Origin of the sequence: Pseudohalioglobus sediminis, assembly GCF_008370495.1 — a bacterium.
Taxonomy (GTDB): domain Bacteria; phylum Pseudomonadota; class Gammaproteobacteria; order Pseudomonadales; family Halieaceae; genus Halioglobus.
This window is the reverse complement of the sequence record NZ_VTUX01000007.1, coordinates 328411-353073: the sequence shown is the minus strand read 5'-3', so window position 1 is coordinate 353073 and position 24663 is coordinate 328411. Positions and strand designations below refer to the sequence as shown.

At 59.0% G+C, this 24663-nt stretch carries 24 protein-coding genes; 13 read left to right on the top strand and 11 right to left on the bottom strand.

What is annotated here, in order from left to right; all coding sequences use genetic code 11:
* The first annotated feature begins 8 nt into the window (after positions 1–8).
* The 7 genes from F0M18_RS15295 (at position 9) to F0M18_RS15265 (ending at position 5841) form a co-directional block, all read left to right on the top strand.
* Positions 9–506: a dihydrofolate reductase gene (locus F0M18_RS15295; RefSeq protein WP_262500967.1), complete on the top strand. Its 498-nt coding sequence runs from the start codon at positions 9–11 to the stop codon at positions 504–506.
* A gap of 246 nt (positions 507–752) precedes the next feature.
* A complete protein-coding gene (locus F0M18_RS15290; RefSeq protein ID WP_149612320.1) occupies positions 753–1538 on the top strand; it encodes a DUF3450 domain-containing protein in 786 nt (261 codons plus the stop codon).
* Complete coding sequence (locus F0M18_RS15285; RefSeq protein ID WP_149612319.1) at positions 1538–2926, top strand: MotA/TolQ/ExbB proton channel family protein; 1389 nt, start codon at positions 1538–1540, stop codon at positions 2924–2926. The genes F0M18_RS15290 and F0M18_RS15285 overlap by 1 nt, the downstream gene beginning before the upstream one ends.
* 1 nt (position 2927) lies before the next feature.
* A complete protein-coding gene (locus F0M18_RS15280; protein ID WP_149612318.1) occupies positions 2928–3455 on the top strand; it encodes a MotA/TolQ/ExbB proton channel family protein in 528 nt (175 codons plus the stop codon).
* 13 nt (positions 3456–3468) lie between these two features.
* Positions 3469–3873, top strand: coding sequence for an ExbD/TolR family protein (locus F0M18_RS15275; protein WP_149612317.1), 405 nt, complete (start codon positions 3469–3471; stop codon positions 3871–3873).
* Positions 3874–3879: 6 nt separating this feature from the next.
* Positions 3880–4488, top strand: coding sequence for an energy transducer TonB (locus F0M18_RS15270; RefSeq protein WP_149612316.1), 609 nt, complete (start codon positions 3880–3882; stop codon positions 4486–4488).
* 15 nt (positions 4489–4503) lie between these two features.
* A complete protein-coding gene (locus F0M18_RS15265; protein ID WP_149612315.1) occupies positions 4504–5841 on the top strand; it encodes a tetratricopeptide repeat protein in 1338 nt (445 codons plus the stop codon).
* A gap of 123 nt (positions 5842–5964) precedes the next feature.
* Here the strand turns inward: F0M18_RS15265 and cspE are convergent, their stop codons facing one another.
* The gene (gene cspE, locus F0M18_RS15260; protein WP_066057322.1) at positions 5965–6171 is read right to left on the bottom strand and encodes a transcription antiterminator/RNA stability regulator CspE; all 207 of its coding nucleotides are present in this window, start codon (positions 6169–6171) and stop codon (positions 5965–5967) included.
* A 278-nt stretch (positions 6172–6449) separates the two neighbouring features.
* Between cspE and F0M18_RS15255 the strand changes: the two genes are divergently transcribed.
* Complete coding sequence (locus F0M18_RS15255) at positions 6450–7118, top strand: response regulator (RefSeq protein WP_149612314.1); 669 nt, start codon at positions 6450–6452, stop codon at positions 7116–7118.
* Entirely contained in the window at positions 7115–8506 is a 1392-nt protein-coding gene (locus F0M18_RS15250; RefSeq protein ID WP_149612313.1) for an ATP-binding protein, read from the top strand. Before F0M18_RS15255 ends, F0M18_RS15250 begins: the two co-directional genes overlap by 4 nt.
* Here the strand turns inward: F0M18_RS15250 and glk are convergent.
* The 7 genes from glk to F0M18_RS15215 form a co-directional block, all read right to left on the bottom strand.
* The gene (gene glk / locus F0M18_RS15245) at positions 8485–9453 is read right to left on the bottom strand and encodes a glucokinase (RefSeq protein ID WP_149612312.1); all 969 of its coding nucleotides are present in this window, start codon (positions 9451–9453) and stop codon (positions 8485–8487) included. The two genes, F0M18_RS15250 and glk, sit on opposite strands and share 22 nt — an antisense overlap.
* Positions 9453–10901, bottom strand: coding sequence for a pyruvate kinase (gene pyk / locus F0M18_RS15240; protein ID WP_149612311.1), 1449 nt, complete (start codon positions 10899–10901; stop codon positions 9453–9455). Before pyk ends, glk begins: the two co-directional genes overlap by 1 nt.
* 134 nt (positions 10902–11035) lie before the next feature.
* Complete coding sequence (locus F0M18_RS15235; RefSeq protein WP_149612310.1) at positions 11036–11428, bottom strand: MmcQ/YjbR family DNA-binding protein; 393 nt, start codon at positions 11426–11428, stop codon at positions 11036–11038.
* 2 nt (positions 11429–11430) lie between these two features.
* Complete coding sequence (glpQ, locus tag F0M18_RS15230; protein WP_149612309.1) at positions 11431–12429, bottom strand: glycerophosphodiester phosphodiesterase; 999 nt, start codon at positions 12427–12429, stop codon at positions 11431–11433.
* A gap of 22 nt (positions 12430–12451) precedes the next feature.
* Positions 12452–13255, bottom strand: a complete 804-nt coding sequence (locus F0M18_RS15225; protein WP_149612308.1) for a transporter substrate-binding domain-containing protein — start codon at positions 13253–13255, stop codon at positions 12452–12454.
* A gap of 19 nt (positions 13256–13274) precedes the next feature.
* Entirely contained in the window at positions 13275–13538 is a 264-nt protein-coding gene (locus F0M18_RS15220; RefSeq protein ID WP_149612307.1) for a DUF3012 domain-containing protein, read from the bottom strand.
* Between the two features lie 78 nt (positions 13539–13616).
* Positions 13617–14069 carry an ExbD/TolR family protein gene (locus F0M18_RS15215; RefSeq protein WP_316838929.1) on the bottom strand — a complete coding sequence of 151 codons (453 nt, stop codon included), beginning with the start codon at positions 14067–14069 and terminating at the stop codon, positions 13617–13619.
* A 245-nt stretch (positions 14070–14314) separates the two neighbouring features.
* Here F0M18_RS15215 and F0M18_RS15210 point away from each other — a divergent pair, with 245 nt between their 5' ends.
* Positions 14315–14662, top strand: a complete 348-nt coding sequence (locus tag F0M18_RS15210; RefSeq protein WP_149612306.1) for a hypothetical protein — start codon at positions 14315–14317, stop codon at positions 14660–14662.
* Between the two features lie 211 nt (positions 14663–14873).
* Here F0M18_RS15210 and F0M18_RS15205 read toward each other — a convergent pair whose 3' ends face one another.
* The gene (locus F0M18_RS15205; RefSeq protein WP_149612305.1) at positions 14874–15068 is read right to left on the bottom strand and encodes a hypothetical protein; all 195 of its coding nucleotides are present in this window, start codon (positions 15066–15068) and stop codon (positions 14874–14876) included.
* A gap of 307 nt (positions 15069–15375) precedes the next feature.
* On the opposite strand from F0M18_RS15205, the gene F0M18_RS15200 reads away from it, so the two are divergent.
* Genes F0M18_RS15200 through F0M18_RS15190 form a run of 3 tightly spaced genes read left to right on the top strand, consistent with a single transcriptional unit; the run spans position 15376 to position 21957 of the window.
* Positions 15376–15771 carry a hypothetical protein gene (locus F0M18_RS15200; protein ID WP_149612304.1) on the top strand — a complete coding sequence of 132 codons (396 nt, stop codon included), beginning with the start codon at positions 15376–15378 and terminating at the stop codon, positions 15769–15771.
* Between the two features lie 15 nt (positions 15772–15786).
* On the top strand, positions 15787–19302 hold the full coding sequence (locus F0M18_RS15195; RefSeq protein ID WP_149612303.1) for a hypothetical protein: 3516 nt from the start codon (positions 15787–15789) through the stop codon (positions 19300–19302).
* Positions 19303–19317: 15 nt separating this feature from the next.
* Entirely contained in the window at positions 19318–21957 is a 2640-nt protein-coding gene (locus F0M18_RS15190; protein WP_149612302.1) for a TonB-dependent receptor domain-containing protein, read from the top strand.
* A gap of 353 nt (positions 21958–22310) precedes the next feature.
* Here the strand turns inward: F0M18_RS15190 and tatA are convergent, their stop codons facing one another.
* Together tatA and F0M18_RS15180 are read right to left on the bottom strand one after the other, a co-directional pair.
* Positions 22311–22487, bottom strand: a complete 177-nt coding sequence (gene tatA, locus F0M18_RS15185; protein WP_149612301.1) for a twin-arginine translocase TatA/TatE family subunit — start codon at positions 22485–22487, stop codon at positions 22311–22313.
* 69 nt (positions 22488–22556) lie between these two features.
* Entirely contained in the window at positions 22557–24428 is a 1872-nt protein-coding gene (locus F0M18_RS15180; protein WP_149612300.1) for a PhoX family protein, read from the bottom strand.
* Positions 24429–24663 lie beyond the last annotated feature (235 nt).

Here is a 24663-nt window from a genome sequence, read left to right as displayed (position 1 = left end):
TGTCGGTGGTGGCAGTGATCGTTGCCGTGGCCGATAACGGGGTTATTGGGCGCGACAATGCCTTGCCGTGGCACCTGCCGGAGGATCTTCGATATTTCAAGCGCGTGACAATGGGCAAGCCGCTGCTAATGGGGCGCAAGACCTACGAGTCAATCGGGAGGCCGCTACCCGGGCGCACCAACATCGTTATCACGCGGGATCCGGCCTGGCAGGCGCCCGGTGTCCAGGTGGTGCATTCACTGGACGACGCCATGGCGCTCGGTGCCGAGGTCGCGCAGCGTGACGACGTGGACGAGATGATGGTGATAGGGGGGGCGGAAATTTATGCGGCGGTGATTCCGCAGGCACGGCGGCTGTATCTCACCCGCGTTCACGCCAGCGTGGCTGGCGATGCCGTGCTACCCGAGGTCGATTGGTCGGTCTGGTGCAAAGTTTCCAGCGAGCGCCATGCCGCCGGCGGCGACAATCCCTATGACTACAGTTTCGAAGTTTACGAGCGTTCGTGAGTGTCTGCCGGCACTGAGGGTTGCATCGTTACCGGGGCTACATAACCAGTGCAATTGTGTTACCTTACTACTCAAACTGGCACCCATGCCCCGTCTGGGGTGTGCAGCAATTGAAATACCCGGTGCAATTGGTTTAAATTTCGATCCTCGGTTTACCGACACTGGATTATCCACTATATAACTAGTTCCGATATCGGTTTTATCAGAGCCGCTTCTTTTTTGTTGGACACAGGAAAACTAATCCCCATGACTATGCATCGATTGAAAAACGCATTGATCGCTGCGCTGGTTTCCGCAGGCGCCCTCCTGGGTGCCGCGGTAGCAGTGCAGGCCAGTACGCTGGATTCCATTCTTGAGGTGGGCGAAGCCAAGAACAACGCCGCACGCAAGTCCCAGGCGAAGATTGATCGGCTCGCCGACGAAACCCGTGACTTGCTGAGCGATTACAAGACGGTCAACAAGCAGATCGATGGCCTCAAGGTCTACAACGCGCGCCTGCAGCGCCAGATCGATAACCAGGTGAAGCGCATCGGCCAGATCGATCAGTCCATCGACCAGGTCACCGTGATCCAGCGTCAGATGACGCCGCTGGTAATCCGCATGATCGACGGTCTGGAAAAGTTCGTCGAGCTGGATGTGCCCTTCCATATGGATGAGCGCCAGCAGCGAATCGCTTTCCTGCGAGCCAACCTGGATCGCTCCGATGTGTCTGTCGCGGAGAAGTTCCGCCAGGTACTTGAAGCCTACAAAATTGAGAATGAGTACGGTCGCAAGATCGATGCTTATAAAGGTGCTGTGGAGATCGATGGCGTGGAGCGTGACGTCAACTTCTTCCGCGTGGGTCGTGTGGCCCTGCTCTACCAGACAACTGATACCGAAATCTCCGGCGCCTGGGACCAGCAGAGCCGGAGCTGGGTTCCGCTGGAGCGCGGTGAATACCGTAATGCCATCATGAAGGGGCTGCGCATCGCGCGTAAAGAGGCCTCTATCGATCTGCTGAATCTGCCAATCGCCGCACCGGAGGCCAAATAATGAGCATTAAATTTGTAAAGGTCGCCGCGTTCGCAATGGCGGGAGCCCTGACCTTTTCCGCCGGCTCTGTGCTGGCACAGGAAGCCAAGTCGCTGGATGAGCTGCTTGACTTTGTAAAGCGTGGCCAGGTGCAGGAGCAGAAAGAAAACCGCGCCCGTGAACAGCGCTTTGCCAAGGACAAGGCGAACCAGGCTGCTGAACTGCGCAAGGCCGAGGCCGAGCGTGCTCGCCAGGAGCAGATATCTACCCAGCTCGAAGACCAGTTCGAAGAGAACGAACTGCTGGTTGTTGCCAAGCAGCAGCAGCTCAAGGAAAAGCTGGGTACGCTTGCCGAACTGTTCGGCCACCTGACGTCTACAGCAGGTGACCTGTCCACGAATCTGGAAAATTCGCTTACCAGCGCCCAGTACCCTGGCCGTGAGGCGTTCCTGCAGGAGCTGATCGCGAAGATGAGCGGCTCTGACACGCTGCCCAGCATCGAAGAGATCGAGCGCGTCTGGTACGAACTGAATCGCGAAATGGTCGAGTCCGGCAAGGTCGTGTCCTTCAGCGCCGAAGTGGCCAAGCCCAATGGTGACAAGGGTGAGCAGAAGGTGGTCCGTGTGGGTACCTTCAATATCGTGTCTGAAGAAGGCAAGTACCTGCAGTATGTGCCCGAGAAAGGTAGTCTGGAAGAGCTGGCGCGCCAGCCCTCCGGCCCCTACATCGGTTGGGCCCGGGGCCTGGCCAATGCTTCTGACGGCATGCACAAGTTCGGTGTAGACCCCACAGGTCCGACCGGCGGCTCATTCCTGGCGGCCTTGATCAACAGCCCCAATCTCGAGGAGCGTTGGCACCAGGGTGGTTACATCGGTTACGCCATCACCGCCGTGGGCGCCTTTGCCTTCCTGCTGGCGCTGGTGCGACTGGGTTACCTGGCGTCTGTGAGCTCCAAGGTCAGCAAGCAGCTCAAGAGCGACAAAGCCAACGAGAACAACCCGCTGGGTCGTGTGCTCAAGATCCACGAGGACAACCCGACCATGGATCCCGAGACTCTGGAATTGAAGCTGTCCGAGGGTATTCTCAAGGAAACTCCCAAGCTCGAAGCGGGTCTCACACTACTGAAGATTATTTCTGCAGTCGCTCCGCTGATGGGGCTGTTGGGTACGGTGACAGGTATGATCATTACCTTCCAGGCAATCACTATTTTCGGTGCGGGTGATCCCAAGGCGATGGCCGGCGGTATCTCCGGCGCCCTGGTAACCACGGTGCTGGGCCTGTTGGTAGCGATTCCGACTGTACTGCTGCACACCATTGTGAACGGGCGCGCGCAGCGCATCATCCATGTGCTGAACGAGCAAACCACAGGCATCATCGCGGAGCACACTGAGGCCAACCAGAGGAGCTGATATGTACTGGTTTGATAGTGCGTATGAGGCTGTTTCCCGCTTTATGGACATGGGCGGGAACGTCCTCTGGCTGATCGCCATACTGCTGTTCGTGATGTGGGCACTGATTTTCGAGCGCGCCTGGTATTTCAAGGCCGGCTGGAAGAAGGACGTGGCTACGGCGATTGCGACCTGGGAGGGGCGCAGCGAACGCAAGTCCTGGGAAGCGCAAGCTATTCGTGAAAAGCTGATTTCCCAGTGCCGGATGCAGATCAACCAGTATCTTCCGGTTATCAAGACCCTGGTGGCACTGTGTCCGCTGCTGGGTCTGCTCGGTACTGTTACCGGCATGATTGAAGTATTCAACATCATGGCGGTCACCGGTGGCGGCGACGCCAAATCCATGGCCGGCGGTGTGTCGCGGGCTACCATCCCCACCATGGCGGGCATGGTCGCCGCCCTGTCCGGGGTGTTCGCGAATACCTACGTTACCCGGGTTGCCCAGCGCGAGAGCGAGTTTCTGGAAGACAACCTGACCACCGATCACTAAGAGAGCACAGATAATGCGCAGGAACAATCAAGCAGCTGCCGAAGACGAAGCCCAGATCGACTTGACACCCATGCTGGACGTCGTCTTCATCATGCTGATTTTCTTCATCGTGACGGCTTCCTTTATCAAGGAAGCGGGTATCGAAGTGAACCGGCCTGAGGCGTCAACGTCGCAACCCAAGGAAAACGTGAATATCCTGGTGGCGATCAATGCCAACAACGAAATCTGGATGGACAAGCGTCGCATCGATGTGCGCGCTGTACGCGCCAACATAGAACGCTTGCATGCGGAAAACCCCAAGGGTGCGGTCGTGATCCAGGCGGACAACAAATCCAATACTGAAACGGTCGCTGCGGTGCTTGACGCCGCTCGCGAAGCGGGAGTCTATGATGTCTCCCTGGCCACCGAGGATGATTGATCTGCTATGAGTCGTAATCTAACCAGGTTGATTCTCGGCGCCCTGCTGGCGTTGCCCGTTGCCGGCGGCCTGTTCTTCATCATGCAGTACCTGATTGCAACCGCCGATCCCAAGATCGACGACGACAAGGGTCGCAAGGTGGCTGACATCCACATGCCAGAGCGCGAGATCGAAACCAATGTAAAAGAGCAGAAGCCGGATAAGGTAGACGATCCGGAAGAGCCTCCGCCGGATCTGGATACGCCAGATCTGGATATGGATATGGATGTCGAGGTAGTGAACACGGCGCCGCAGGCATCGGTCGACGTGGAAATTTCCACAACCGGCATGTCCTCTGGTGACGGGGAATACCTGCCAATTGTGAAGGTGGCTCCGATATATCCCCGTCGCGCACAGACGCGCGGTATTACCGGCTACTGCATCGTTGAGTATACGGTGACGACATCCGGTGCGATCCGCGATCCCGTGGCGGTAGATTGCCAGCCTTCCGGTGTGTTTGAGAAGGCGTCTGTGAAGGCGGCTCTCAAGTTCAAGTACAAGCCCCGGGTGGTAGACGGTGAGGCCATTGAGGTCGCCGGTGTGCAGAACAAGTTCACCTATGAACTGGAACAGTAACAGGGCTTACGCGTTATGAAATTGCTGAAATACCAGACCTGGACCCGCGCCGCGCTGGTGGCTGTACCTGTCCTGGTTGCGCAGGTCGCAGTCACCCAGTTACAGCGTGACGCCGGTTGGGCTCCTCTGGCAGCCGCCCAGGCGCAGGAGCAGAAGAAGGATACGCGCGAGACGCGCAGAACGCCGGCGCTGCGGAACAAGGTGTATGAAAAACTGGCCGAGGCGCAGGCAGCGGCAGAGGCCAAGGACCTGAGACAGGCCGAGAAGATACTCGACGGCATGGTTGCCGCAGGTGGTAAAAAGGCCCTCAACAGCTACGAGCTGGCCAACGTCTACAACCTGTATGCCTTCATTTATTACAGCCAGGAAAACTACGCCAAGGCGTTGCAGGCATATGAAAATGTGGTTGCGCAGCCGGATATACCCCTGGCGATGGAGATCAACACCCGGTTCACCATAGCCCAGCTTTATTTTGTGCAGGAGCAATGGCAGCAGGGCATCAATGCGCTGCAGAAGTGGTTTGACATGACCGATTCACCCAACGCCAACGCCTACGTGTTGCTGGCGCAGGGTTACTACCAGCTCAAGGATTACAACAAAGCGCTGAGCAACGTGGAAAAAGCGATCAGCATGTACAACGAAAAGGGCAAGCTGCCTAAAGAGCAGTGGTACAACCTTGCTCGCTTCCTGTACTTTGAAAAGGGTGATATCAACAAGACTGTCGATGTACTGGAAATTTTGCTCACCCATTACCCCAAGAAGCAATACTGGGTGCAGATCTCGCATATGTATGGCGAGCAGAAAAAGGACTCAGAACAGTTGTCCGCCATGGAGACGGCTTATGTCCAGGGCATGCTGGACAAGGGTACCGAGCAGGTCACCATGGCCTACCTCTATCTGAATAGCGACGTACCCTACAAGGCTGCCAAAGTCATGGACAAGGGTTTGAAAGACGGCAGCATTGAAGGCAAATCCAAGAACTGGGAAGTAGCGGGTAGTGCCTGGCGCCAGGCGCAGGAAGTCGACAAATCCATTCCCGCGATGGAGAAGGCGGCTGAGCTTTCTGATACCGGAGAACTGTACGCGCGCCTCGGGAACATCTACCTCGATGGTGACGAAAACAAGAAAGCGATCTCCGCGATCAACAAGGGGCTTTCCCGAGGCGGGGTGAAACGTCCGGATAACGCTAGACTGGTGCTGGGTATGGCCTACTTCAACACCAAGCAGTATGACAAGGCACGGGAAGCGTTCAAAGCTGCTGCGCGGGATGAGCGCTCAGCGAAGTATGCCGCCCAGTGGATCAAGTACATGGATTCCGAACTGGAGCGTCAACGCAGCCTCGCTGAGGGTTGAGGCCCGGGACTCATGGCCTGATGTGTCAACACGCGGCTGGGTGATGTAAAACCATTCAGCACGCGGGAAGAACAAAAAAAGGGAGCTCATTGAGCTCCCTTTCTTGTTTGCTGCGTGGGCGTGTTAAATCGCGACCACGTTCTCCGCCTGCGGCCCTTTCTGGCCATCAGTGACGTCGAATTGCACCTTCTGGCCATCTGCCAGTGTGCGGAAGCCATCACCTTTGATGGCGCTGAAGTGTACGAATACGTCGGGACCGTCCTCGCGCTCGATGAAGCCGAAGCCCTTACTTTCGTTAAACCATTTAACGGTGCCGGTAGTTGAAGACATAAATTTTACCTGTGTTACGTGCCGCGCCACTGGGGGCCCAGCTGTTTATCTGAGTGTTTTATGGAATACGCACCGAGGAACTATAGGGAACTTCGACCGTTTGCCACATCTCGCTGACGAATCAGCTTTTTTGAGTGTAGCACCAGATTACGGACGATGCTGCGCCCGAAAAAAAATAAATTTCGGCAATAATGCGATTTCTCGTACCACTGCAGTGCCCTTCAGCGCGGTTTCATCTTGGTGGACGAGGGTATACCCTTTTGGCTGGTGAATCGGGGATGGAAACGACTGTGCGGATACTGTTGGTGGAGGACGACCTTCAGCTCGGCGAGTCGCTGGAAACGGCATTGCGGCTGGAGCAGTATGCGGTGGATTGGCTGCGCCATGGTGATGGCGTGCGCAGCACGTTGGGATCGACCCCCTACGACCTGCTCATACTGGACCTGGGCTTGCCCGGCACGCCGGGCATGCAGATCCTCAGGCAGCTGCGTGCAGACAAACATGAACTTCCGGTTTTGCTGCTGACGGCGCGGCACACCCTTGAAGACAAGGTGGACGGGCTGGATTCCGGCGCCGATGACTACCTCACCAAGCCATTTGAAATTGAAGAGCTGTTTGCCCGGGTGCGCACCCTGTTGCGCAGGAAAGGTGCAAGTCGCAGCCAGCATTTGCAGGCGAGCGGGATTGCGCTGGATCCTGTCGACCGGGTGGTCATCTTTTCCGGCGAACAACTTGACCTGACCGCACGAGAATACGCCATTCTCGAGATTCTGCTGCGCAATGCCGGGAGGTTTGTCTCCCGTGCCAGGCTCGAGGAGGGCATATACAGCTGGGGAGAAGAGGTGGGTTCCAATACCGTAGAGGTGTATATATCCAGGCTGCGCAAGCGCTTTGGCAGTAAAGCTATAGAAACCATGCGCGGCGTAGGTTACCGCGTACCCAAATGACAGTTTCCCTGCAAAAACGTCTGACCGGGATTTTACTGCTACTGACGCTGTTCGCCTGGATCACGTCGGCTGCGGTGACCTATTTCTATGCCAACCGCGCGTTGCTGGAACAGGTTGACCGGCAATTGGGGCAATATGTCGACCTGGTGACCTATGTCACCCGGGTTTTTGAAAGGCAGTTGGCACAGGGCCAGCCGCTTTACGAAGCATGGAGTGGATTCGATTACGACCAGGCCCATGTGGAACCCATCCTTATTGAGGGTATCGTCTACGAGGGGCTGGCACCCGCCATCAACATCTGGGAGAACGGCAGTCTTATTGCGCTGGTAGAGGGCTCGCCAACGTTTCCGCTGCCTTCTGCCGAGGGCTTTCAGCGCCTGGACCTGGAGGACGATGCCAGCCATTGGCGCATCCTCAGTCGCTGGGATGAACCGACCGCGGTCTGGATACAGGTTGGCATTGAGCTCGGCGCCGCCAGGCGGGATATGCTAGGTACTCTGGCCAGCGCGCTGCAACCGCTGCTGATAGTGCTTCCGCTGACTATCGGCCTGTTGTACCTGGGGGTGTTTCGCGGCCTGCTCCCCCTGCGCCGCCTCGCCCGGGAAATATCCCAACGCAAGCCGGGCCTGCTGGATCCGGTCGACACGGAGAGTGTCCCGGAGGAGCTTGACGCGGTGGTCTCATCCCTGAATCGATTGTTTGCGCGCCTGGCAGTGGCCCTGGAGAGCGAGCAGCGCTTTACCGCGAACGCGGCCCACGAACTGTTGACCCCGCTCGCCGCCATCAAGACCGAGGTGCAGCTGTGCCAGCGCCAGCTGCGGGGCCAGCCAGCGGGTGAAATGCTGGAGCGCATTACCCAGCGTGTCGACCGGGCCAGCCATACGGTAACGCAATTGCTGACCCTGGCCAGGGTCGATCCTGAGGCGCCCGTGAGCACAACCGAAGTCAGGCTGGCACAATTGCTGACCGAGGTACTGGCGGAGACAGCGCATCTGGCAGCAGACAGGGGGCTGGAGGTCTCTTTGGACAATGTGCTGGAGATCAGCGTGCGGGGTAATAGCGAGGCGCTGGCAATATTGGTACGCAATCTCCTGGTCAACGCGTTTCGCTACTGTAGTGGGACTCCAACAATTAACATCAGCCTCTTTGCCGTAGGGGAAAACGCCGTCCTGGAAATCTGTAATGATTGTGAGCCGCTTTCCGAGTCAGAGCGAGCGAAGCTCAGTGATCGCTTTTACCGGGTGCCCGGCAGCGCCGGCCAGGGAGCCGGCCTGGGGCTCTCCATTGTCAAGCGTATAGCCGAGTTACATCGCGGTCGCCTGGTAACCGGGGCTGGCGAGGGTGACAGGGGTTTTTGCGCGAGGGTTTACATTCCCCGGTTGAGCTGAGCTGGTGCATGGGCGGCTCCCTTCAGTCCGGGGTGGTCGGTGACCACGACATACACCGGAGTCTCTCGCAGCTGGCCCGCCATGGCGCCCTTGTCCTGCAGGCGGTGCAGAAAATCGCTGTCCTGCAGAAAGCTGCCAAGTTGCGGTACGATGCCGCCCGCGAGGTAGAGTCCGCCATAGCAGCCATTGGCGAGCAGGAAGTCGCCACATACCGAGCCGAGCAAGGCACAGAAGACCTGCAGCGCCTGCAGGCAGTGTTTGTCGCTGCCGTCCAGCGCGCGCGCTGATACCTCGGCGGGGGTAAGCTGTTGCGGAGCATCACCGGCAAGCTCACAGATCGCCTGGTACAGTCTTGCCAGGCCGGCGCCGGATACCAGCAGCTCTGCGTAAATGTTGCTGTGACCACGCAGCAGGTGCCTGAAGATATCCAGCTCCAGGCTCGACGCCGGAGACAGGCTCATGTGCCCCGGCTCTGCGGCGACTGCCACAGTATGCTCGCCCAGTCGGCGCAGGGTTGCCCCACCCAGGCCTGTTCCCGGGCCCACGGTAGCCAGGCAGCTGTTGGCGGGCGAGCCGCCCGCATACAGTGGCTGCACTTCCGTCGCGTCCAGGTGCGGCAGCGCGTAGGCATTGGCCTGGAAGTCATTGATGCAGTGCAGCCGGGCAAAACCGAATTGAGTGGCCAGGTCCCGGCAGGAGAAAGACCAGCCGATATTGAACATGGTGACGACATCATTGCCGGGTGGGGCGGCAATGGCCAGGCAGGCGGTGGTTGGCAGGGCCTCGTTCAGTGCCCCGCGCCAGCTGTCGATAACAGCCGCCAACGAGGCATATTCGCTGTTGGTAAAGCGGGCCACGTGGCGAAACTCATCGTGCTCCGGGTCGTAGACTGCCAGGCGTGTATTGGTCCCGCCCACATCGGCGACAAGCCGCGTCCGATCACCCATCAGTTAACCGGGAGTATTTTCATGATGTTGGTGGAACCGGACTGCCCCATCTCCGTGCCCTTGGTCAACAGTATGGAATCACCCTTGAACAGGTAACCGTCATCCATGAGGAACTCGATGGCGCGCGACTCCACCTCGTCTGCGGCGAAGACACTGGCGTCGAAGAAAAGCGGTACCACGCCGCGGCAAAGGCTGAGTTTCTGCAGGGTCTGGGCATTGCTGCTGAGGCCAAAGATCGGCAGTCCAGAGCTCAGTCGCGACATCAGCAACGGCGTACTCCCCGACTCGGTGAGGCAGGCGATGCCGCGCACACTGCCATAGTGATTGGCCGCATAGATTGCCGACATGGCAATGGTTTCCTGGGCATCAGCAAACTGCCGGTCCAGCCGGTAGCGTGATGTACGGGTCACCGACTGCCGCTCGGCACCGAGGGCGGCTTCCGACATCGCGGTAACCACCTCAACCGGATATTTGCCGACCGCGGTCTCCGCTGACAGCATCACGGCGTCGGTACCGTCGAGCACGGCGTTGGCGACGTCGAAGACCTCGGCTCGTGTCGGCATCGGGTTATCGATCATGGATTCCATCATTTGCGTCGCGGTGATGACCACGCGGTCCATGGCGCGTGCCTTGGCAATCAGCGATTTCTGGATACCGATCAGCTGCGCGTCACCCACTTCCACACCGAGGTCTCCCCGTGCCACCATGACGCCGAGAGATGCCCTGATAATGCCATTGAGTACATTCTCATCGGCCACCACTTCGGCCCGTTCAATCTTGGCGATGATGCCGGATTCCAGGTTATGCTTCTGCAGCAGTTTCCGCGTCTGGTAGATATCCTCGGCCGACGAGACGAACGACACTGCAACGAAATCAGGTTCCACCCGCGCAAGATCGTCAATGTCGGCCATATCCTTGCTGGTGAGCGCAGGGGCCGCGAGACCGCCGCCAAGCCGGTTGATGCCTTTCCGCGAACTCAGTTTGCCGCCTATCAGTACCGTGCAGTCAACGGCAGATTCCGTCACTGTTTCCACGCGCAGTCGCAAGCGTCCGTCGTCCAGCAACAGGATGTCGCCGCGTGAGACACTGGTGCAGAGCTCGCGGTAATCCAGCCCGACACCGTGGCTGTCACCCTCGCCCTCGCCAAGATTCAGGTCGAGACGGAAGCGATCTCCCTGGGCCAGCTGAATAGCTTCGTCGCGAAAAGAGCTGATGCGGATTTTCGGCCCCTGGAGGTCCGCGAGGATGCCAACGTATACCCCGGCAATAGACGCCTGCTTGCGTATGCGTTTCGCCACGCGAGTGTGCTGGTCGGCGGTGCCGTGGCTGAAATTAAGGCGAAATACGTTCACGCCGGCCTGGATCAGCCTGGCGATCATGTCCGCAGACTCGCTGCCCGGGCCGACGGTAGCGACAATTTTGGTGCGTCTGTTTACCTTTGGAGTCACGCTGTTTTCCAGATTGAGTTGCTGTCCCGGCGCTCTCCGAGTTGCATTTGCTGCACTTGGACAGGGCGCGAGCGAGAATGAAGATAATGCCCGTTTGTGCCACCCAGTGCCAGTAGCAAAGCCTGTTGCGGCGCCTATGCGCGTGGTTTGCCGTGGATCAGTTCGTAGCCATGCGCGATCTCCAGTGCCTGCCGCTGGCGCCTGGTCAGCCCGGCAACGACCAGGGCATAGGAATTGTCGATCATGCGTTCAATTTCACCGCGCGGAATGCTGCCATCCAGCACCAGCGTATTCCAGTGGCGTTTGTTCATGTGGTAGCCGGGTAATACCGCGTCGAAAATATCGCGCAGCATCAACGCTTCCTGGGGCTCGCACTTGAGATTCATGCGCGCGTGGTCCTGTTCATGCCCCAGGGTGGCGAACATCTTGCCGCGGATCTTCATAACCGCTACTTCGGGGCCGAAGGGGAAGTCTTCCTCCGCTTCCGGTTTGGACAGCAGGTAGGTCCTGGCTTGCTGAAAGTCCATCTTCAGTGTTTCCCGCGGTTAAGGAAGTTCCTGGTGAGGTCGGGAAAGTCGGTAAACAATCCGTCTACTCCCGCCGCGTTGAACAGGGCCTCGTGCAGCGTGTCGACGCTGTTTGCTGCGGGGGGTAACTCGTCTGCCCGCAGCGTATAGGGGTGCACCAGCAGGCCGTACTTGTGAGCGAGCCCGGTCAATGCTGTCGGGCGCAATTGCGCATCCAGTACATGGGGTATCCATGGGCCGATGCCGCTGGCGTAAGCAGCCACGCGCTGGATTCCGGACTCCGTGCGCATGGCGTCGTAATCCATGCCGCCATCTTCCTGCCAGTCGTTTTCGCCGATTAACTGGATCAGTGGCAGGGTCGTTTTTGCTTTGAGCTCGAGCAGGGTGGCGGCGTCGAAACACTGCAGGAAGACCTGCCCGGGCCTCTGCAGGTAACCGGTTTGCTCGAGAACACGCAGCACCGCAGCGGCGAGGTCATGACCCTGCTCACGATGCCAGTTGGGCGCTTTCAGCTCTATGTAGAGACCCGTCGTGGTGCCACGGCTGCGGTCCAGTCCCGATAGCAGGTCGATCTCCTCGCGCAGCGTCGCCAGGCGAAAGTGCCCCTGGTGCAGTGGAAAACGTTGCGGGTAGTGGGCGCGCTCGGTACCGTCGCTGTCCCGGTAGCTGCGCTCGTGGGCGCGCAACTGTCGTAGCTCCGCGAGGGTGAAATCCAGGGCATAGTAATTGCCGTCATCGCGCCCGCGCCCGGGGAAGCGCTGTTCCACGTCGGTCGTGTTCTGTAGGTAGATGTCGTGCAATACCAGCGGCTCGCCATCACGCGTCAGCACCACATCCTGCTCAATGTAATCGGCGCCCATTGCATGGGCCAGTGTTTTGGCTTCGAGAGTGTGCTCCGGGAGATAGCCGCTGGCGCCACGGTGGGCGATGACAATAGGGTCAGCCAGGGTGGGAGTCGCAAGCATGATCAGAAGGGCAGCAAGCGCATTGCAACAGCGCATGGTCGCGCGCGGCAGGCCGGCTTCAGGGCAGGGCGCCTACCCAGTCTCCCTGCTCGAACCACTTCTCCCTCAGCTTGCCGAGAATGCCGGTCTTGGCATAGGCCTCGAGGTAGTTGTCCACCAGGTTCTTGAACTGCGGGTCGTCGCCACTGATGGCGATGCCCACTGGCTCGATGGTCAGTGGCTCCTTGAGAGTGACCAGGCCCGCGTCCGGGTGTCGCAGCACTGCGAGTTTGCAGGTTGCCATATCCGCCAGCATGGCATCGAAGTCTCCCTTGATCAGCCCTGATACGCCGTCATCGTTGCTTGCCACCTCTATCAGTTGTGCGTCTGGCAGGTTTTCACGTACGAATATTGCGCTGGTGGAGTTTTTCAGCGCCGCCAGTTTCAGGTCTTCCCGGTTGAGCGCCCCGCTGTCCTTGGCCTCGGCCAGGACCGAATCGCGGGTCAGGATAGATTTCCCCGCCATCATGTAGGGGCCAACAAAATAGGCACTTTCAGTGCGCTCCGGCGTGATGGAGATGTTGGAAATGACCATGTCTACTTCGCCCTTCTCCAGTGCCTCGAGCAGGCCGCCGAAGGGGATCACCTTGATGTCCAGCTGCACACGCATCGCCCGCGCCATGGCCCTTGCCAGGTCGACGTCATAACCCATCACGCCCCCCTGCTTGTTCAGGGCGGTCATTGGCGGTTGGTCAGCGGACATGCCGACCTTGAGTACCTTGAAGTCGATTATGCGCTGAAGTGTTTCCCCTGCGCTTGCCAGTTGCGCACAGGCAAGCAGGAGACCCACTCCCAGCAGGAATGGACGAAAAAACTTATGCATGGGGAAGGCTCCGTCCCGGTTACATTACGCAGTGTTTGGCATAGCTGGCAGCCTCGTCGGCTGTCCACTCGCCCTTGTCTTTGCCAGCCAGGTCTTCACACCACTTTTCTGAGCCCACTTCCAGGCCGTCGATGATGCAGTGCTTGGCGTAGGTGGCCGCATCGGAACCGGTCCATTCAGACTTGGGCTGTTCTTTTTTCGCGGCACACCATTTTTCGCTGCCCGGCTCCGCGCTGCAGGCGGCCAGGAAGATCAGGCTGGAAATGACGAGCAGGTGCTTCATGTTGGGACTCCTTCTGGTATCGGGTGCTGGCAAGAAGTATTGCACCTGATCGTTGAAGTCGCCAGTGTCGTGTGCGGATTATTCTCCGGTGGAGAGGGAGACGTTATAGATGCCTGCTTCCCTGGAGGAATCCAGCACCGAGGCCACGCTGTCGACGGTGGACTTGTTGTGGGCCTTGATGATGACAGAGGCCTTGGGATTTTCGGCGCGCAGGCGGCTTATGTTGGCGCGCACGGCGCGATCATCCACTCTGCGGCCCTTGATCCAGATTTCATTGTTGGCGCTGATCTGGACGGTGATGTTTTCCGAGGGCTCGTTACTCTGGGCGTTACTGGTCTGCTTGCGTTCCACGTCGATCGCGACCTCGCGCACAAAAGATCCCGCGACGATAAAAAAGATGAGCATAATCATCACCACGTCCAGCATCGGGGTCAGGTCGATATCAAGCGCGCCGTCACCCTTGGGTGGACGGGGGCGTTTCCGGTGAATGCCGCGATCATCGACGCCGGTGTGGTCCATCCACATTTCCATGACCATGCCCTCGTTGCGGTTATTCAGGTGAAGATCGAGTACAAAGCATAAGTAAGCTTTGCGACCGAGCCAATGCCGGATCGGACAAATATTGATCACCGTCAAGGTTCGCGTGCTGTCGCCAGTGAGAATCAGGGCCTTTTTCGCGTTTGGACCTGTTAAGGCAGGGCGGGAGAGGGGATTTGTGCGCCTTAAGACCCTGTCACTTCTTGGCAACACCGGCGCCAACTGCTAAAAGTAGGTGCATGACTAGCGCCGCAGATAAACCGGACACGCGCACGCCATCGCCGCCTTACGGCTATTCGCGGGAGTGCACCCACAGTCGCGAGCAACAAATACATATCGTGGCTGAGTTCCACGCGCACAAGATTCGTCCCAGCCGCATCGCTTATCGTGTCGGTATCGATATTGCTTTTATCGAAGCACTCATTGCCGGTGAACTGGAGGCCCAGCGCTTTCCGAACCTGGTTGCCCATTATCGTAAGAAGCGCTTTCAGCAACGTATGCGAGACACGCAATCCCGGTCCGGCGGCAGCAGGTATGAGCAGCAGCAAAAAATCGAGCGAGAATTTCGTACCGAGACGGAACTGTAATTCCTCTGCCACCTGTTGTGCCTGAACCGAGCCGCAAGCCGGAAACGGTAGCAATGCAATCGCACTATCCGCCCGTAATATCCGGCGCCTGCTCCCCGGCAGTGGAGCCCCATTGCCTGCCGCCCGTACAGGGGACCGGCAGCAACCAGTGACAACGGCGGGAGCTGACCGGGCCCCGGGTTAGTCCGGCAAGATGTTCCTGGCCGGCCCGCTACTCACCGACTGGCAGTTCTTCTATTCCGCCCCAGGCGGTCGCGTCGGCTTTGGCGTTGTTCGAGGCGTGCTGCTGCTTTGCCAGAGTGTCGATCCTGCCACCCTGTTTCAGGTACTCGCGAATCTGCTCGTCGATCTCGTCGCGGATTCGGCTCTTTTCAGTGACGTCGTACTTGTGGTCATCGCGGCGCATGATTGGCTTCCTGTGATGTGGGTTTTCGAACAGGATCGCGGGGCCACATTACAGAGCCAATAAGTGCAGGTGAAACTTTTGTGAACTCCCGAGCCGGGGGTCGCGCATCTGCTCATCGCGCGCATAACAAGCGGCCCATTTCCATGCCACCGCGGTGACTTCCAGGCGCCGGGAATTTCATCTTACTGCAACAATAGCATCACCTTGGTGTCATTTTTCCTCCCTAACATACCCGCTGAATTCACGGCTTGGCTGTCGGGCACATCGCTCGCCACGCATTTTTTACAAACATTTACAGGGTTTAAACATGGCGTCTGAAACAAGAATGAAGCAGTTCCTGCTCGCTCTCTTCGTGGTCTCGCTCACGGCTTGTGGCGGTTCCTCGTCTGACAACGTTTCACCGGGAAACATCGTGGTAGAGGTACCCGGCAGCGGGGATGGGGACGGTGATGGCGACGGTGGCGGAGACGGAGGTGGCGACGGTGGCGGCGATGGCAATGGTGACGTCGTGCGCAGTGTGATTCCTGCAGCGCTCGAATCGGCGATAGCGCCTTCTGGCGAGACTGCTAATGATGGCCGCGAGATCTATGACATCGATGTGACTGAGTTGCCGGGCGGCAAGCTCAATCCCGAAGGTCTGCTGCTGGGGAACGACGTGATCTTTCGCATCAAGGGCGGCGCCCTCAGTGTGAGCAACGGTTAAGGGAGACAGAAGAAAATGAAACACACCAAATTGTATAGCGCCGTTGCAGCGGGCCTGTTGCTTACCACCGGCTACAGTGTCCATGCCCGGGCACAATCCTGCGTTCTGGAAATCGCGCCCGGCGCCACTATTGTCGGCGCCACCAACGAAGACTTTATCGTTATCGAGCAGGGCTGCCAGATTGATGCCGAGGGGACGGCCGAGCAGCCTATCAACTTCACCGCTGCCAGTGCGGTCACCGGTGAGGTGGAAGACAACGCTCGCGGACTCTGGGGCGGCCTGGTCATCAACGGCTTTGCCCCGATCAACGACTGCCCTGAGGGCGTAGAGGGCGGCAGTGCGGAGTGCACCAAGGAAGGTGAGGCCAACTCCGGCCTGTTCGGCGGCGACAACCCCGAGGACAACTCCGGTGTTCTCAAGTATGTGGTTGTAAGCTACGCCGGATCCAACGTCGACCCGGAAAACCAGCTCAACGGTATCGCCTTCCAGGGTGTGGGCTCCGGCACCGAGGTCGAGTATGTACAGGTGCACAACAACCTGGATGATGGCATAGAGTTTTTCGGCGGAACCGTGAGTGCGCGTTACGTGGTACTGACCGGCAATGCCGACGATTCGCTGGACTGGACTGATGGTTGGCAGGGTAACATCCAGTATCTCTACATCGAGCAGTCGGGTTCAGGCGACAATCTGATCGAGGCCGATAACCGCGAGGGCGATGAAAATGCCCAGCCGCGCTCCCTGCCGTCTATCAGCAACATGTCCGGCTTCGGCCTGGCCGGGGAGAATGGCCTGCGCTTCCGTCGCGGTACCGGCATCCACCTCACCAACAGCTTCGTTGTTGACTCAGGCAGCTGTCTGCGCATCGGCGGCGAGTCGCTGAACCTGCTGGGTGCAGACCTGACTATTGCAGGCACCAGCTTCGGTTGCGAAGAAGCCGTCGTCGATGACGAAGGCGGTGTGGTGGCGGATTACCTGGCCACCGCCGACGAGGTCTCCACCACCGGCGGCAGCGTCAATCCGGTTACCCCCATGGGCGATTTTTTCGAATCCGCCAGCTTTATTGGCGCGATTGGCGGGGATAACTGGACGCAGGGATGGACGGTCCCCGGCTCTGTCAGTAACCCGGATGGCGGCAATCCCGGCGTGGGCTGCCCTGAGGGCACTACTGAAGCCTCGGAAGAGGTCGCTGGCCAAAGCGTCTGCGAGCTTGAAGGTACTATCACCCAGGACCTTACGCTGGTTCCGGGCAAGCTTTACCAGTTGAACGGTAAGGTGGTCATAGGTGGCGACAACACCGACTCCGCGACGCTGAACGTGCAGGCCGGCGTGACGGTTTACGGCGGCACCAGCAGCGACTTCCTGGTCATTTCCCGCGGTTCCGAACTGGTTGTTGATGGTACCGCCAATGCACCGGTGACCTTCACTGGTATCGACGACCTGTTGGGCAATGCGGATATCGAGACTACGCGCGGCCTCTGGGGTGGCGTTGTCATAAACGGTAACGCGCCGATCAACGACTGCCCGGAAGGCGCGGTAGGCGGCACTTTGGCGTGCACCAAGGAAGGCGAGGCCAACTCCGGCCTGTTCGGTGGTGACGATCCTGCCGACTCCAGCGGCAGCCTGAAGTACATGGTGGTGAAGTACGCCGGTTCCAACGTGGACCCGGAAAACCAGCTCAACGGTATCGCCTTCCAGGGCGTGGGCTCCGGCACCGAGGTGGACTTCGTGCAGGTGCACAACAACCTGGATGACGGTATCGAGTTCTTCGGCGGCAACGTCAGCGCCACCCACGTGGTGCTCACCGGCAATGCCGACGATTCCCTGGACTGGACTGACGGTTGGCAGGGCTCCATACAGTACCTGTTGATCAACCAGGCCGATGACTCTGCCGACAACGGTATCGAGGCCGACAACCGCGAGGGTGACGAGAACGCCCAGCCGCGGTCAATGCCCGATATTTCCAACATGACGATCGTGGGTAACCCGGGTGAGTGCGGTGTGCGCTTCCGCCGCGGCACCGGTGTAGGGCTCTACAACTCCTACATCACCGGCAACGCGACTTGTATCGACGTGTCCGGTGAGTCACTGGGCTTATTGGGCAATGAGCTGGCAGTTGATGGCGTGGCCTTCGACTGTCCGGAGGTCGTCGATGGCGATAACCCGGATCTGCAGTCCTACCTCGACGGTCAGGACAACGTGTCACAGGACGGCAGCGCGGTGAACCCGGTCGACGTGGCCGGTATCGGCGACCTTGAGAACAGCGGCTTTATCGGCGCTGTTGAGGAAGGCAGCAACTGGACCGCCGGCTGGACTGTAGGCACCCTGGATACAGGGGTGCCGGACTTCCCGGTAGTCGACGGCTGTCCCGACGGCACCACAGACGGTGCGCCGATTGCCGGCACGCCGACCTGTCTGCTGCCCGAGAACATCATCGCCGATCTGCGACTGACGTCAGGCAATTTCTACATCCTCAGCGGCAAGACCACAGTAGGCGGCGACAACACCGATTCCGCAGTGCTGACGGTTGACGCTGGTACGACCATCGTCGGCAACGACGCAGAGGACTTCCTGGTGATCTCCCGCGGCTCGCAGATTGTCGCCAACGGCACGGCCTCCATGCCGGTAACATTTACCGCGCTGGCTGACGTGGACGGCGCCACCAATCTGGACAACGCGCGCGGTCTCTGGGGCGGCCTGGTGATCAACGGCAACGCGCCGATCAACGACTGCCCGGAAGGCGCCACCGGGGGCACTGTGGAGTGTACCAAGGAAGGTGAAGCCAACTCCGGCCTGTTCGGTGGCGCGGATGCGGCGGACTCCAGCGGCAAGCTCAACTATGTCGTGGTCAAGTACGCGGGTTCCAATGTTGATCCTGAGAACCAGCTCAACGGAATCGCCTTCCAGGGCGTGGGTTCCGGCACCGAGGTGAACTTTATCCAGGTGCACAACAACCTGGATGACGGCATCGAGTTCTTCGGCGGTACGGTGAGCGCCAGGTACTTGGCCCTGACCGGCAACGCCGACGACTCCCTCGACTGGACCGACGGCTGGACTGGTAGCCTGCAGTTCGTGCACATCGAACAAGGCGCCGACTCCGCAGACAACGGCATCGAGGCCGACAACCGTGAGGGTGACGAGAACGCCGAACCGCGCTCCAACCCGACCATCGCCAACATGTCGATCATCGGTAACAGTGGCGAGCGTGCCATACGCCTGCGCCGCGGCACCGGCGCCGACCTCTACAACGTGATGGTCTCCGGTTCCGCGACCTGTCTTGATGTGGATGGCGATACTTCTGTCGGCCTGATTGGTATGGATATCAACATCGAGAGTACATCCTTCGCCTGCGCGGAGGTGGTGGACGGAGACAATCCCGATCTGCAGACCTACCTCGACGGTGCGGTGAACGTCACCCAGGACGGCAGCATGCCACCTGCGGCGACCCTGCCCTCAGACGGGTTCTTCGAGCAGTCTGACATTGTCGGCTCCGACATCGACAGCTGGAAAGGTAGCTGGGTATTTGGCCTGTAAGCGAGAGTGCACGCAATGAAACGTAAGCAACTATCACTCGCTGTGGCAGCGTTGGCGGGCATCTCCGCCGGCGCTTCCGCCCAGGATACTGATGTGCAGGTGAATGCGCCTGCGCCTCAGCTGGAAGAGGTTTTCGTAACCGGCGAGTTTATTCCTGACGAAAAGCGCGATACGTCTGAAATCTCCAATGTGGTGGGTGAAGAAGACATGAACATCGTTCCCGAAACCAATGTCGGTGCGACCCTGTCGAGGGTGTCGGGCCTCAGCCTGGTAGGGGGAAAGTACGTTTATGTTCGCGGACTGGGCGAGCGTTATTCATCCACGCTGCTTAATCGCTCGCGTATCTCCTCGCCGGTGCCCTTCCAGAAAACCGTGCCCCTGGATATCGTACCCAACAACATCGTCAAGAGCCTGCTGGTGCAGAAGACCTATTCTGCGCAGTACCCGGGTGACTTTTCCGGTGGTGTGGTGGATATCCGCACCAAGACCATTCCGGATGAGGATTACTTTTCCGCCAAGCTTACAGCGGGCGGGAATTCAGAATCGACGGGCGGGGACGGCCTCTTCTATCGCGGCGGAGAGAACGATAACTGGGGCTGGGATGACGGTACTCGCAAGATTCCCCGGAATATACAGGGGCTGACCAGCGAGGAATTCGAGGCTGTCGATTACCCCGAAAAAGCCAACCTGGGCGCCAGCTTCTACAACAAGTGGGATATTTACGAGAAGGATCTCAAGCCCCTCTACAGTGGCGAGGCGGAATTCGGTAAACGCCTGGACTTTGACAATGGCATGGCACTGGGGGTGCTGGCGAACGTCAAGTACAGCAACCTTTGGACCAACACCATCAAGGATCTGGCGCGCTACGAATTCACCGGCGTCGATGGCGGCAGCAACCAGACTGTCGACTACACCCGCTGGATCACCAGGCAGACTGTCAACCTGTCCGGTTTCCTCAACGTCGGCCTGGAGCTGAACCAGGACAACGCCATTTCGTTTACGGCGCTTAACCTGCGTCAATCAGAAGACGAGGTGCAGCAGGACCGAGGTTTCTCCTCGGAGGACGATGTCAACGACGGTACCTTTGTCGAGAGTTATAGGCTGCAGTGGACGGAGAACGAGATCGAGTCCTTCCAGCTCACCGGCGAGCACTACTTCAGCAGTCTGAACGACATGTTACTGGAATGGCGGCTGGTTGACGGGTCGGGTTCGCGCGAGGCGCCGGATACACGTACCTACACCTACGCTGAGAACAACGACGGCATCATGGCGATCGTGGACCCGAGCCGGCAGGCGGCGGGTGACCTGCGCGATGTGTATCAGGCTCCGGACCGAAACTACAGTGAGTTGCAGGATGACATCGAGGACTACGGCTTTGATATCGAGGTGCCCTTCAGCTTCCTCGACAGCGTGGTTAAGGCTGGTTACTCGAACTACGAGCGTACGCGCGAGAGCGAGGACCGCCTGTTCCGCTTCGGCCTGCAGCCTGCTGCGCCCGAGTACATCGCCTGGATGACGCCGCGGCAATTGTTCCGTGACCAGAACTGGGCCGATCAGTACCTGACGGTGCGCGATTTCTCTGCGGGTCAGGCCAATGCCTCGGGTATCTTCCCCTTTGCCGAATCCTCTGAAGAGGTCACGGCCTTTTACGGTTCCATAGACGCGCAAGTGTTGCCCACAGTGCGAGTTCAGCTCGGCGTGCGCGACGAAGATACCGATATCACCGCCGACGCCTGGGGTGGCAATACCGACCCGGGTACCGATAACCTGGTCAAGCGCGACTATTCCGACACCCTGCCAGGTGGTTCCATCACCTGGGAGTTCGTGGAAAACATGCAGCTGCGCGTGGCCTACTCGGAGACGGTGAACCGCCCCAGCCTGCTGGAAATCACCGGCTCTACCCTGCGTAATCCTGAGGACCAGAACCTCTATCGCGGTAACGTGTTCCTTGAGCCTGCGGATGTGGAGAACCTGGACCTGCGCTGGGAATGGTATTTCGGTGCAGCGGACGAGATGTCTGTCGGTTTGTTCAGGAAGGATTTCACTGATCCCATTGAGCTGGCCAAGATACAGGCGCAGGGTGATATCTTCACCTGGTTCAACGCCGAGGAGGCCACGCTCGAGGGTGTAGAGTTCGATGTGCGCAAGGATCTCTACTTTGGTACCTGGTTCGATATGGCCCCGGCCTGGGATGGTTTCCGGCTGTCGGCGAACATATCCTGGATCGACTCCGAGGTCACACTGCTGGGCAGTGGTGAGACCGCTGCGGATGTGCCACTCACTGGTGGTCGCCAGATCGCTCCCCTGTTTGCCAACGAGCGCCGTATGACCGGCCAGTCAGACCTGCTGGGTAACCTGCTGTTTTCCTACCAGGAATACGACAGCGGCATCACCGGTAGTATCGCCTATAACTTTACCGGTGATCGCATCATCCTGGTGGGGGACAACAACTCCCCGGATATCATCGAGGAAGATCGTCACCGGGTAGACCTGCTGCTCAAGTATGCGTTTGAGTGGCGCAACTCCGAACTCGAAGTTGAAGCCAAAGCGGCGAACATCTTTGACGAAGAAGTAGAGTGGACCCAGGGTGGCCAGTTGTATGAACGCTGGGACCCGGGTGTGACTTACAGCATCGGGCTCAAGGCGAGCTTCTGAATCCGAGGGGTGCGAATGCACCCCTTTTTTTGTATCACGCCATGTAGCGGCCAAGGTTCCGGAACAGAGCTGGCCGGTCCGGCTGCTGCATCAGGCCCAAAGATTAACTGAACCCTTATTTATCGTTCCCGGTCTGCTCCGCTACCCTTGAGATGAATATGGCGGGCATCGTCATACTCCAACTGACACGCCTGCAGCATTGGGTGTTAGCCGGACAGGACACTTCGCAATCGACAGGGAGGTATTGCCCAGTAGTTTAAGGCTACAGGGCAATAGAAGTTAAAGTGAGGAGAACGTTGATGCGCGAGCTGTTTCGAGAGGTGTTGCTGCAGGCCAAACAGGTTTTTCGAAGATCACCTGGAGCTGTTCCCGGGGCCATTGGACTCGTCGTCCTTCACACTATTGCGAAACCCCTTGATTGCACTGCCGAGGTCTGCGCCTATTGAACCGAGGCGTTTGGTGCCAAAGAGCATGATGACGATCAACAGGATAATAAGAAGCTGCCATACGCTAATACCGCCAATTCCCACTGCGCTGTCTCCTGGTTAATTGAGTTGAAATTGGGCGCCCTGCCGGGCGCCCTCGAGTGCGCGACTGATTCAGCTACCGACAACCCAGCCGTCCTTGCGAGTGATAACGAATGTGCTGTCCCGGGGGATGGTGACCCCGTCCGGCTCGGCGGGGAAACTACTGAGCAGTGGATCGCCGTTGCCCGGATGCTGGGTGTTGATGAACAGGGTGCGGCGATTCGGCGTTGTGGTAAGACCGGTGATCTCATCGCCCGTTACGCCGGTGAAAAGACGTCTTATATCCATGCTCCGGGCGCCGCCATTGTCATACACGCTGCATACCAGCAACTGGTTGTTGAGGCCTTTTACCTGGTCACCGTCGGTCTGGATGAACATGCGACCGCCCGGATCGACCCATAGGCCGTCGGGATCGCTGAAGCTGCGTTCATCTCCTTCGGCGTGCGTGTCCTGCGCGAAGGCGAAGATGTCCCAGACGAAGCGGTTGCCCACATGGTTCGCAGAGTCGCGCCAGCGGATAATGTGACCGTCCGCATTTGGTGCCAGGGGATTGGCTGCGTTGGGTTCTTCGCGACGGCTGTTGTTGGTCAGCGTGCAATACACATCTCCGTTCGGTGCCACGGTAGTCCACTCCGGACGGTCCATTGGGGTGGCGCCGAGCAGGTCGGCGGCGACCCGGGCGTAGGTCAGTACCTCGGCCTGGCTGCTGAAGCGTTCAGCCAGTATCGGGTTGTTGATTGTCAGCCGGAGCCACTCGCCGGTGCCGTCATCATTGAATTTCGCCACGTGCAGGCGCCCCCTGTCCAGCGGGCTGATGCCTTCGGCGAGCATCTCTTCCCAGTTGCCGCTGGAGACGTACTTGTAGATGTAGTCGAAGCGCTGGTCGTCGCCCATGTAGGCGACAATGTGGCCGTTCTTGCCCTCTACGATAGCGACGCCTTCGTGCTTGAAGCGCCCCAGTGCAGTGCGCTTGACCGGCGGCTGGTCCGGCGCCATGGGGTCAATTTCCACTACCCAGCCGAAGCGGTTGTCTTCGTTAGGATGCGCATTACTGCCGAGGTCGAAACGCCTGTCGGAAGAGTGGGTTTCCCAACCGTAACCAAAGCCCGTGGAAGAGAAACCGTAACGTTCCTGTTCTTCTGTGGGCGTCCATGTGCCCTGGTTGTCGCCAAAATAGCCGTTGAAGTTTTCTTCACAGGTCAGGTAGGTCCCCCAGGGCGTGTGGCCGCTGGAACAGTTGTTGACGGTGCCCCTGGCCCCGGCTTCAGGCGCGATCGCGGAGGACCCCTGCGCAGGACCGGCAAAGACCACCGGTGTATTGGGCGTGATACGGCGGTTGTAGGGGCTGTCTGTCACCACCTTCCAGCCCTGCCTGCCGCGTTTGATATGCACCATGGCCACGCCGTGGGCCGCCTGCGACAGCCGGATATCCTCGTCGTTTTCCGGGGCTTCCTTGCCCAATACATGGCTATTGCTGCCGAATTCGTGGTTTATGGCCAGTATGCCTTCACTATTACGGCCCTCGATGGGGAAGAAGTGCATGCCGTCGTGGCCCACGCCGATCATGCGCTCCTGGTCTGCAGCGCTCGGGCGGGTGGTGGGGTCGCCGGTGTATTCCGCGATGCCCGATTCCAGCGGTGTACCCCAGGGGATCAACACCTGGTATTCGTAGTCGCTGGAGATCGTGGGCATTGGGCCGGTTCCCGCGCTCACCGGTACGGGCTCAAAATTGATCCCGCCCTTACGCAGGCGGTTCTCGCCGCTGCCGCGGGAGCCGACCGTATTGTTCAGGGTCGCGCCCGTGGCGAGACTGGGTGCGATGAACGTGGCGGCCGCCAGGCTGATCGTGCCGGTCATAAATGAACGGCGTGATGAGGCGGCTTCCAGAATCTCGGAAAACTTACGATTGTCTGACTTGTTGCTGCTTTCTTCGTCGTGGATCACGGCAGATCTCCATGCATGCGGTGGTGAGGGGGCGTTGTGTGACGTTGTCCAGGGGTCCTTCCGGGCCCCTGCCAACGCTACAGAGCGTGAGTGTAGAAAGGAAAAATGTCTGTACCGTGAAAGCGCGATGAAGGTTGGGTTTCGGTTCGACTACATTTTCATTGCACGTGCCCGGACCTGGGACTTCTCGAAAACATGGCGAGTGGGTTGGGCAAACGCAGTGCGGCAATCCCTG

Excerpts from the sequence above, each read along its gene's own strand:
- F0M18_RS15220 (WP_149612307.1), bottom strand. The coding sequence starts at position 13,538 with ATGAAGCACCTGCTCGTCATTTCCAGCCTGATCTTCCTGGCCGCCTGC.
- F0M18_RS15215 (WP_316838929.1), bottom strand. The coding sequence starts at position 14,069 with ATGGAAATGTGGATGGACCACACCGGCGTCGATGATCGCGGCATTCAC.
- glpQ (WP_149612309.1), bottom strand. The coding sequence starts at position 12,429 with ATGCGCTGTTGCAATGCGCTTGCTGCCCTTCTGATCATGCTTGCGACT.
- glk (WP_149612312.1), bottom strand. The coding sequence starts at position 9,453 with ATGGGTGATCGGACGCGGCTTGTCGCCGATGTGGGCGGGACCAATACA.
- F0M18_RS15270 (WP_149612316.1), top strand. The coding sequence starts at position 3,880 with ATGAGTCGTAATCTAACCAGGTTGATTCTCGGCGCCCTGCTGGCGTTG.
- F0M18_RS15210 (WP_149612306.1), top strand. The coding sequence starts at position 14,315 with ATGACTAGCGCCGCAGATAAACCGGACACGCGCACGCCATCGCCGCCT.
- F0M18_RS15285 (WP_149612319.1), top strand. The coding sequence starts at position 1,538 with ATGAGCATTAAATTTGTAAAGGTCGCCGCGTTCGCAATGGCGGGAGCC.
- F0M18_RS15195 (WP_149612303.1), top strand. The coding sequence starts at position 15,787 with ATGAAACACACCAAATTGTATAGCGCCGTTGCAGCGGGCCTGTTGCTT.
- F0M18_RS15255 (WP_149612314.1), top strand. The coding sequence starts at position 6,450 with ATGGAAACGACTGTGCGGATACTGTTGGTGGAGGACGACCTTCAGCTC.
- cspE (WP_066057322.1), bottom strand. The coding sequence starts at position 6,171 with ATGTCTTCAACTACCGGCACCGTTAAATGGTTTAACGAAAGTAAGGGC.
- F0M18_RS15265 (WP_149612315.1), top strand. The coding sequence starts at position 4,504 with ATGAAATTGCTGAAATACCAGACCTGGACCCGCGCCGCGCTGGTGGCT.
- F0M18_RS15235 (WP_149612310.1), bottom strand. The coding sequence starts at position 11,428 with ATGGACTTTCAGCAAGCCAGGACCTACCTGCTGTCCAAACCGGAAGCG.
- F0M18_RS15190 (WP_149612302.1), top strand. The coding sequence starts at position 19,318 with ATGAAACGTAAGCAACTATCACTCGCTGTGGCAGCGTTGGCGGGCATC.
- F0M18_RS15250 (WP_149612313.1), top strand. The coding sequence starts at position 7,115 with ATGACAGTTTCCCTGCAAAAACGTCTGACCGGGATTTTACTGCTACTG.
- F0M18_RS15200 (WP_149612304.1), top strand. The coding sequence starts at position 15,376 with ATGGCGTCTGAAACAAGAATGAAGCAGTTCCTGCTCGCTCTCTTCGTG.
- F0M18_RS15225 (WP_149612308.1), bottom strand. The coding sequence starts at position 13,255 with ATGCATAAGTTTTTTCGTCCATTCCTGCTGGGAGTGGGTCTCCTGCTT.
- F0M18_RS15275 (WP_149612317.1), top strand. The coding sequence starts at position 3,469 with ATGCGCAGGAACAATCAAGCAGCTGCCGAAGACGAAGCCCAGATCGAC.
- F0M18_RS15205 (WP_149612305.1), bottom strand. The coding sequence starts at position 15,068 with ATGCGCCGCGATGACCACAAGTACGACGTCACTGAAAAGAGCCGAATC.
- F0M18_RS15280 (WP_149612318.1), top strand. The coding sequence starts at position 2,928 with ATGTACTGGTTTGATAGTGCGTATGAGGCTGTTTCCCGCTTTATGGAC.
- F0M18_RS15290 (WP_149612320.1), top strand. The coding sequence starts at position 753 with ATGACTATGCATCGATTGAAAAACGCATTGATCGCTGCGCTGGTTTCC.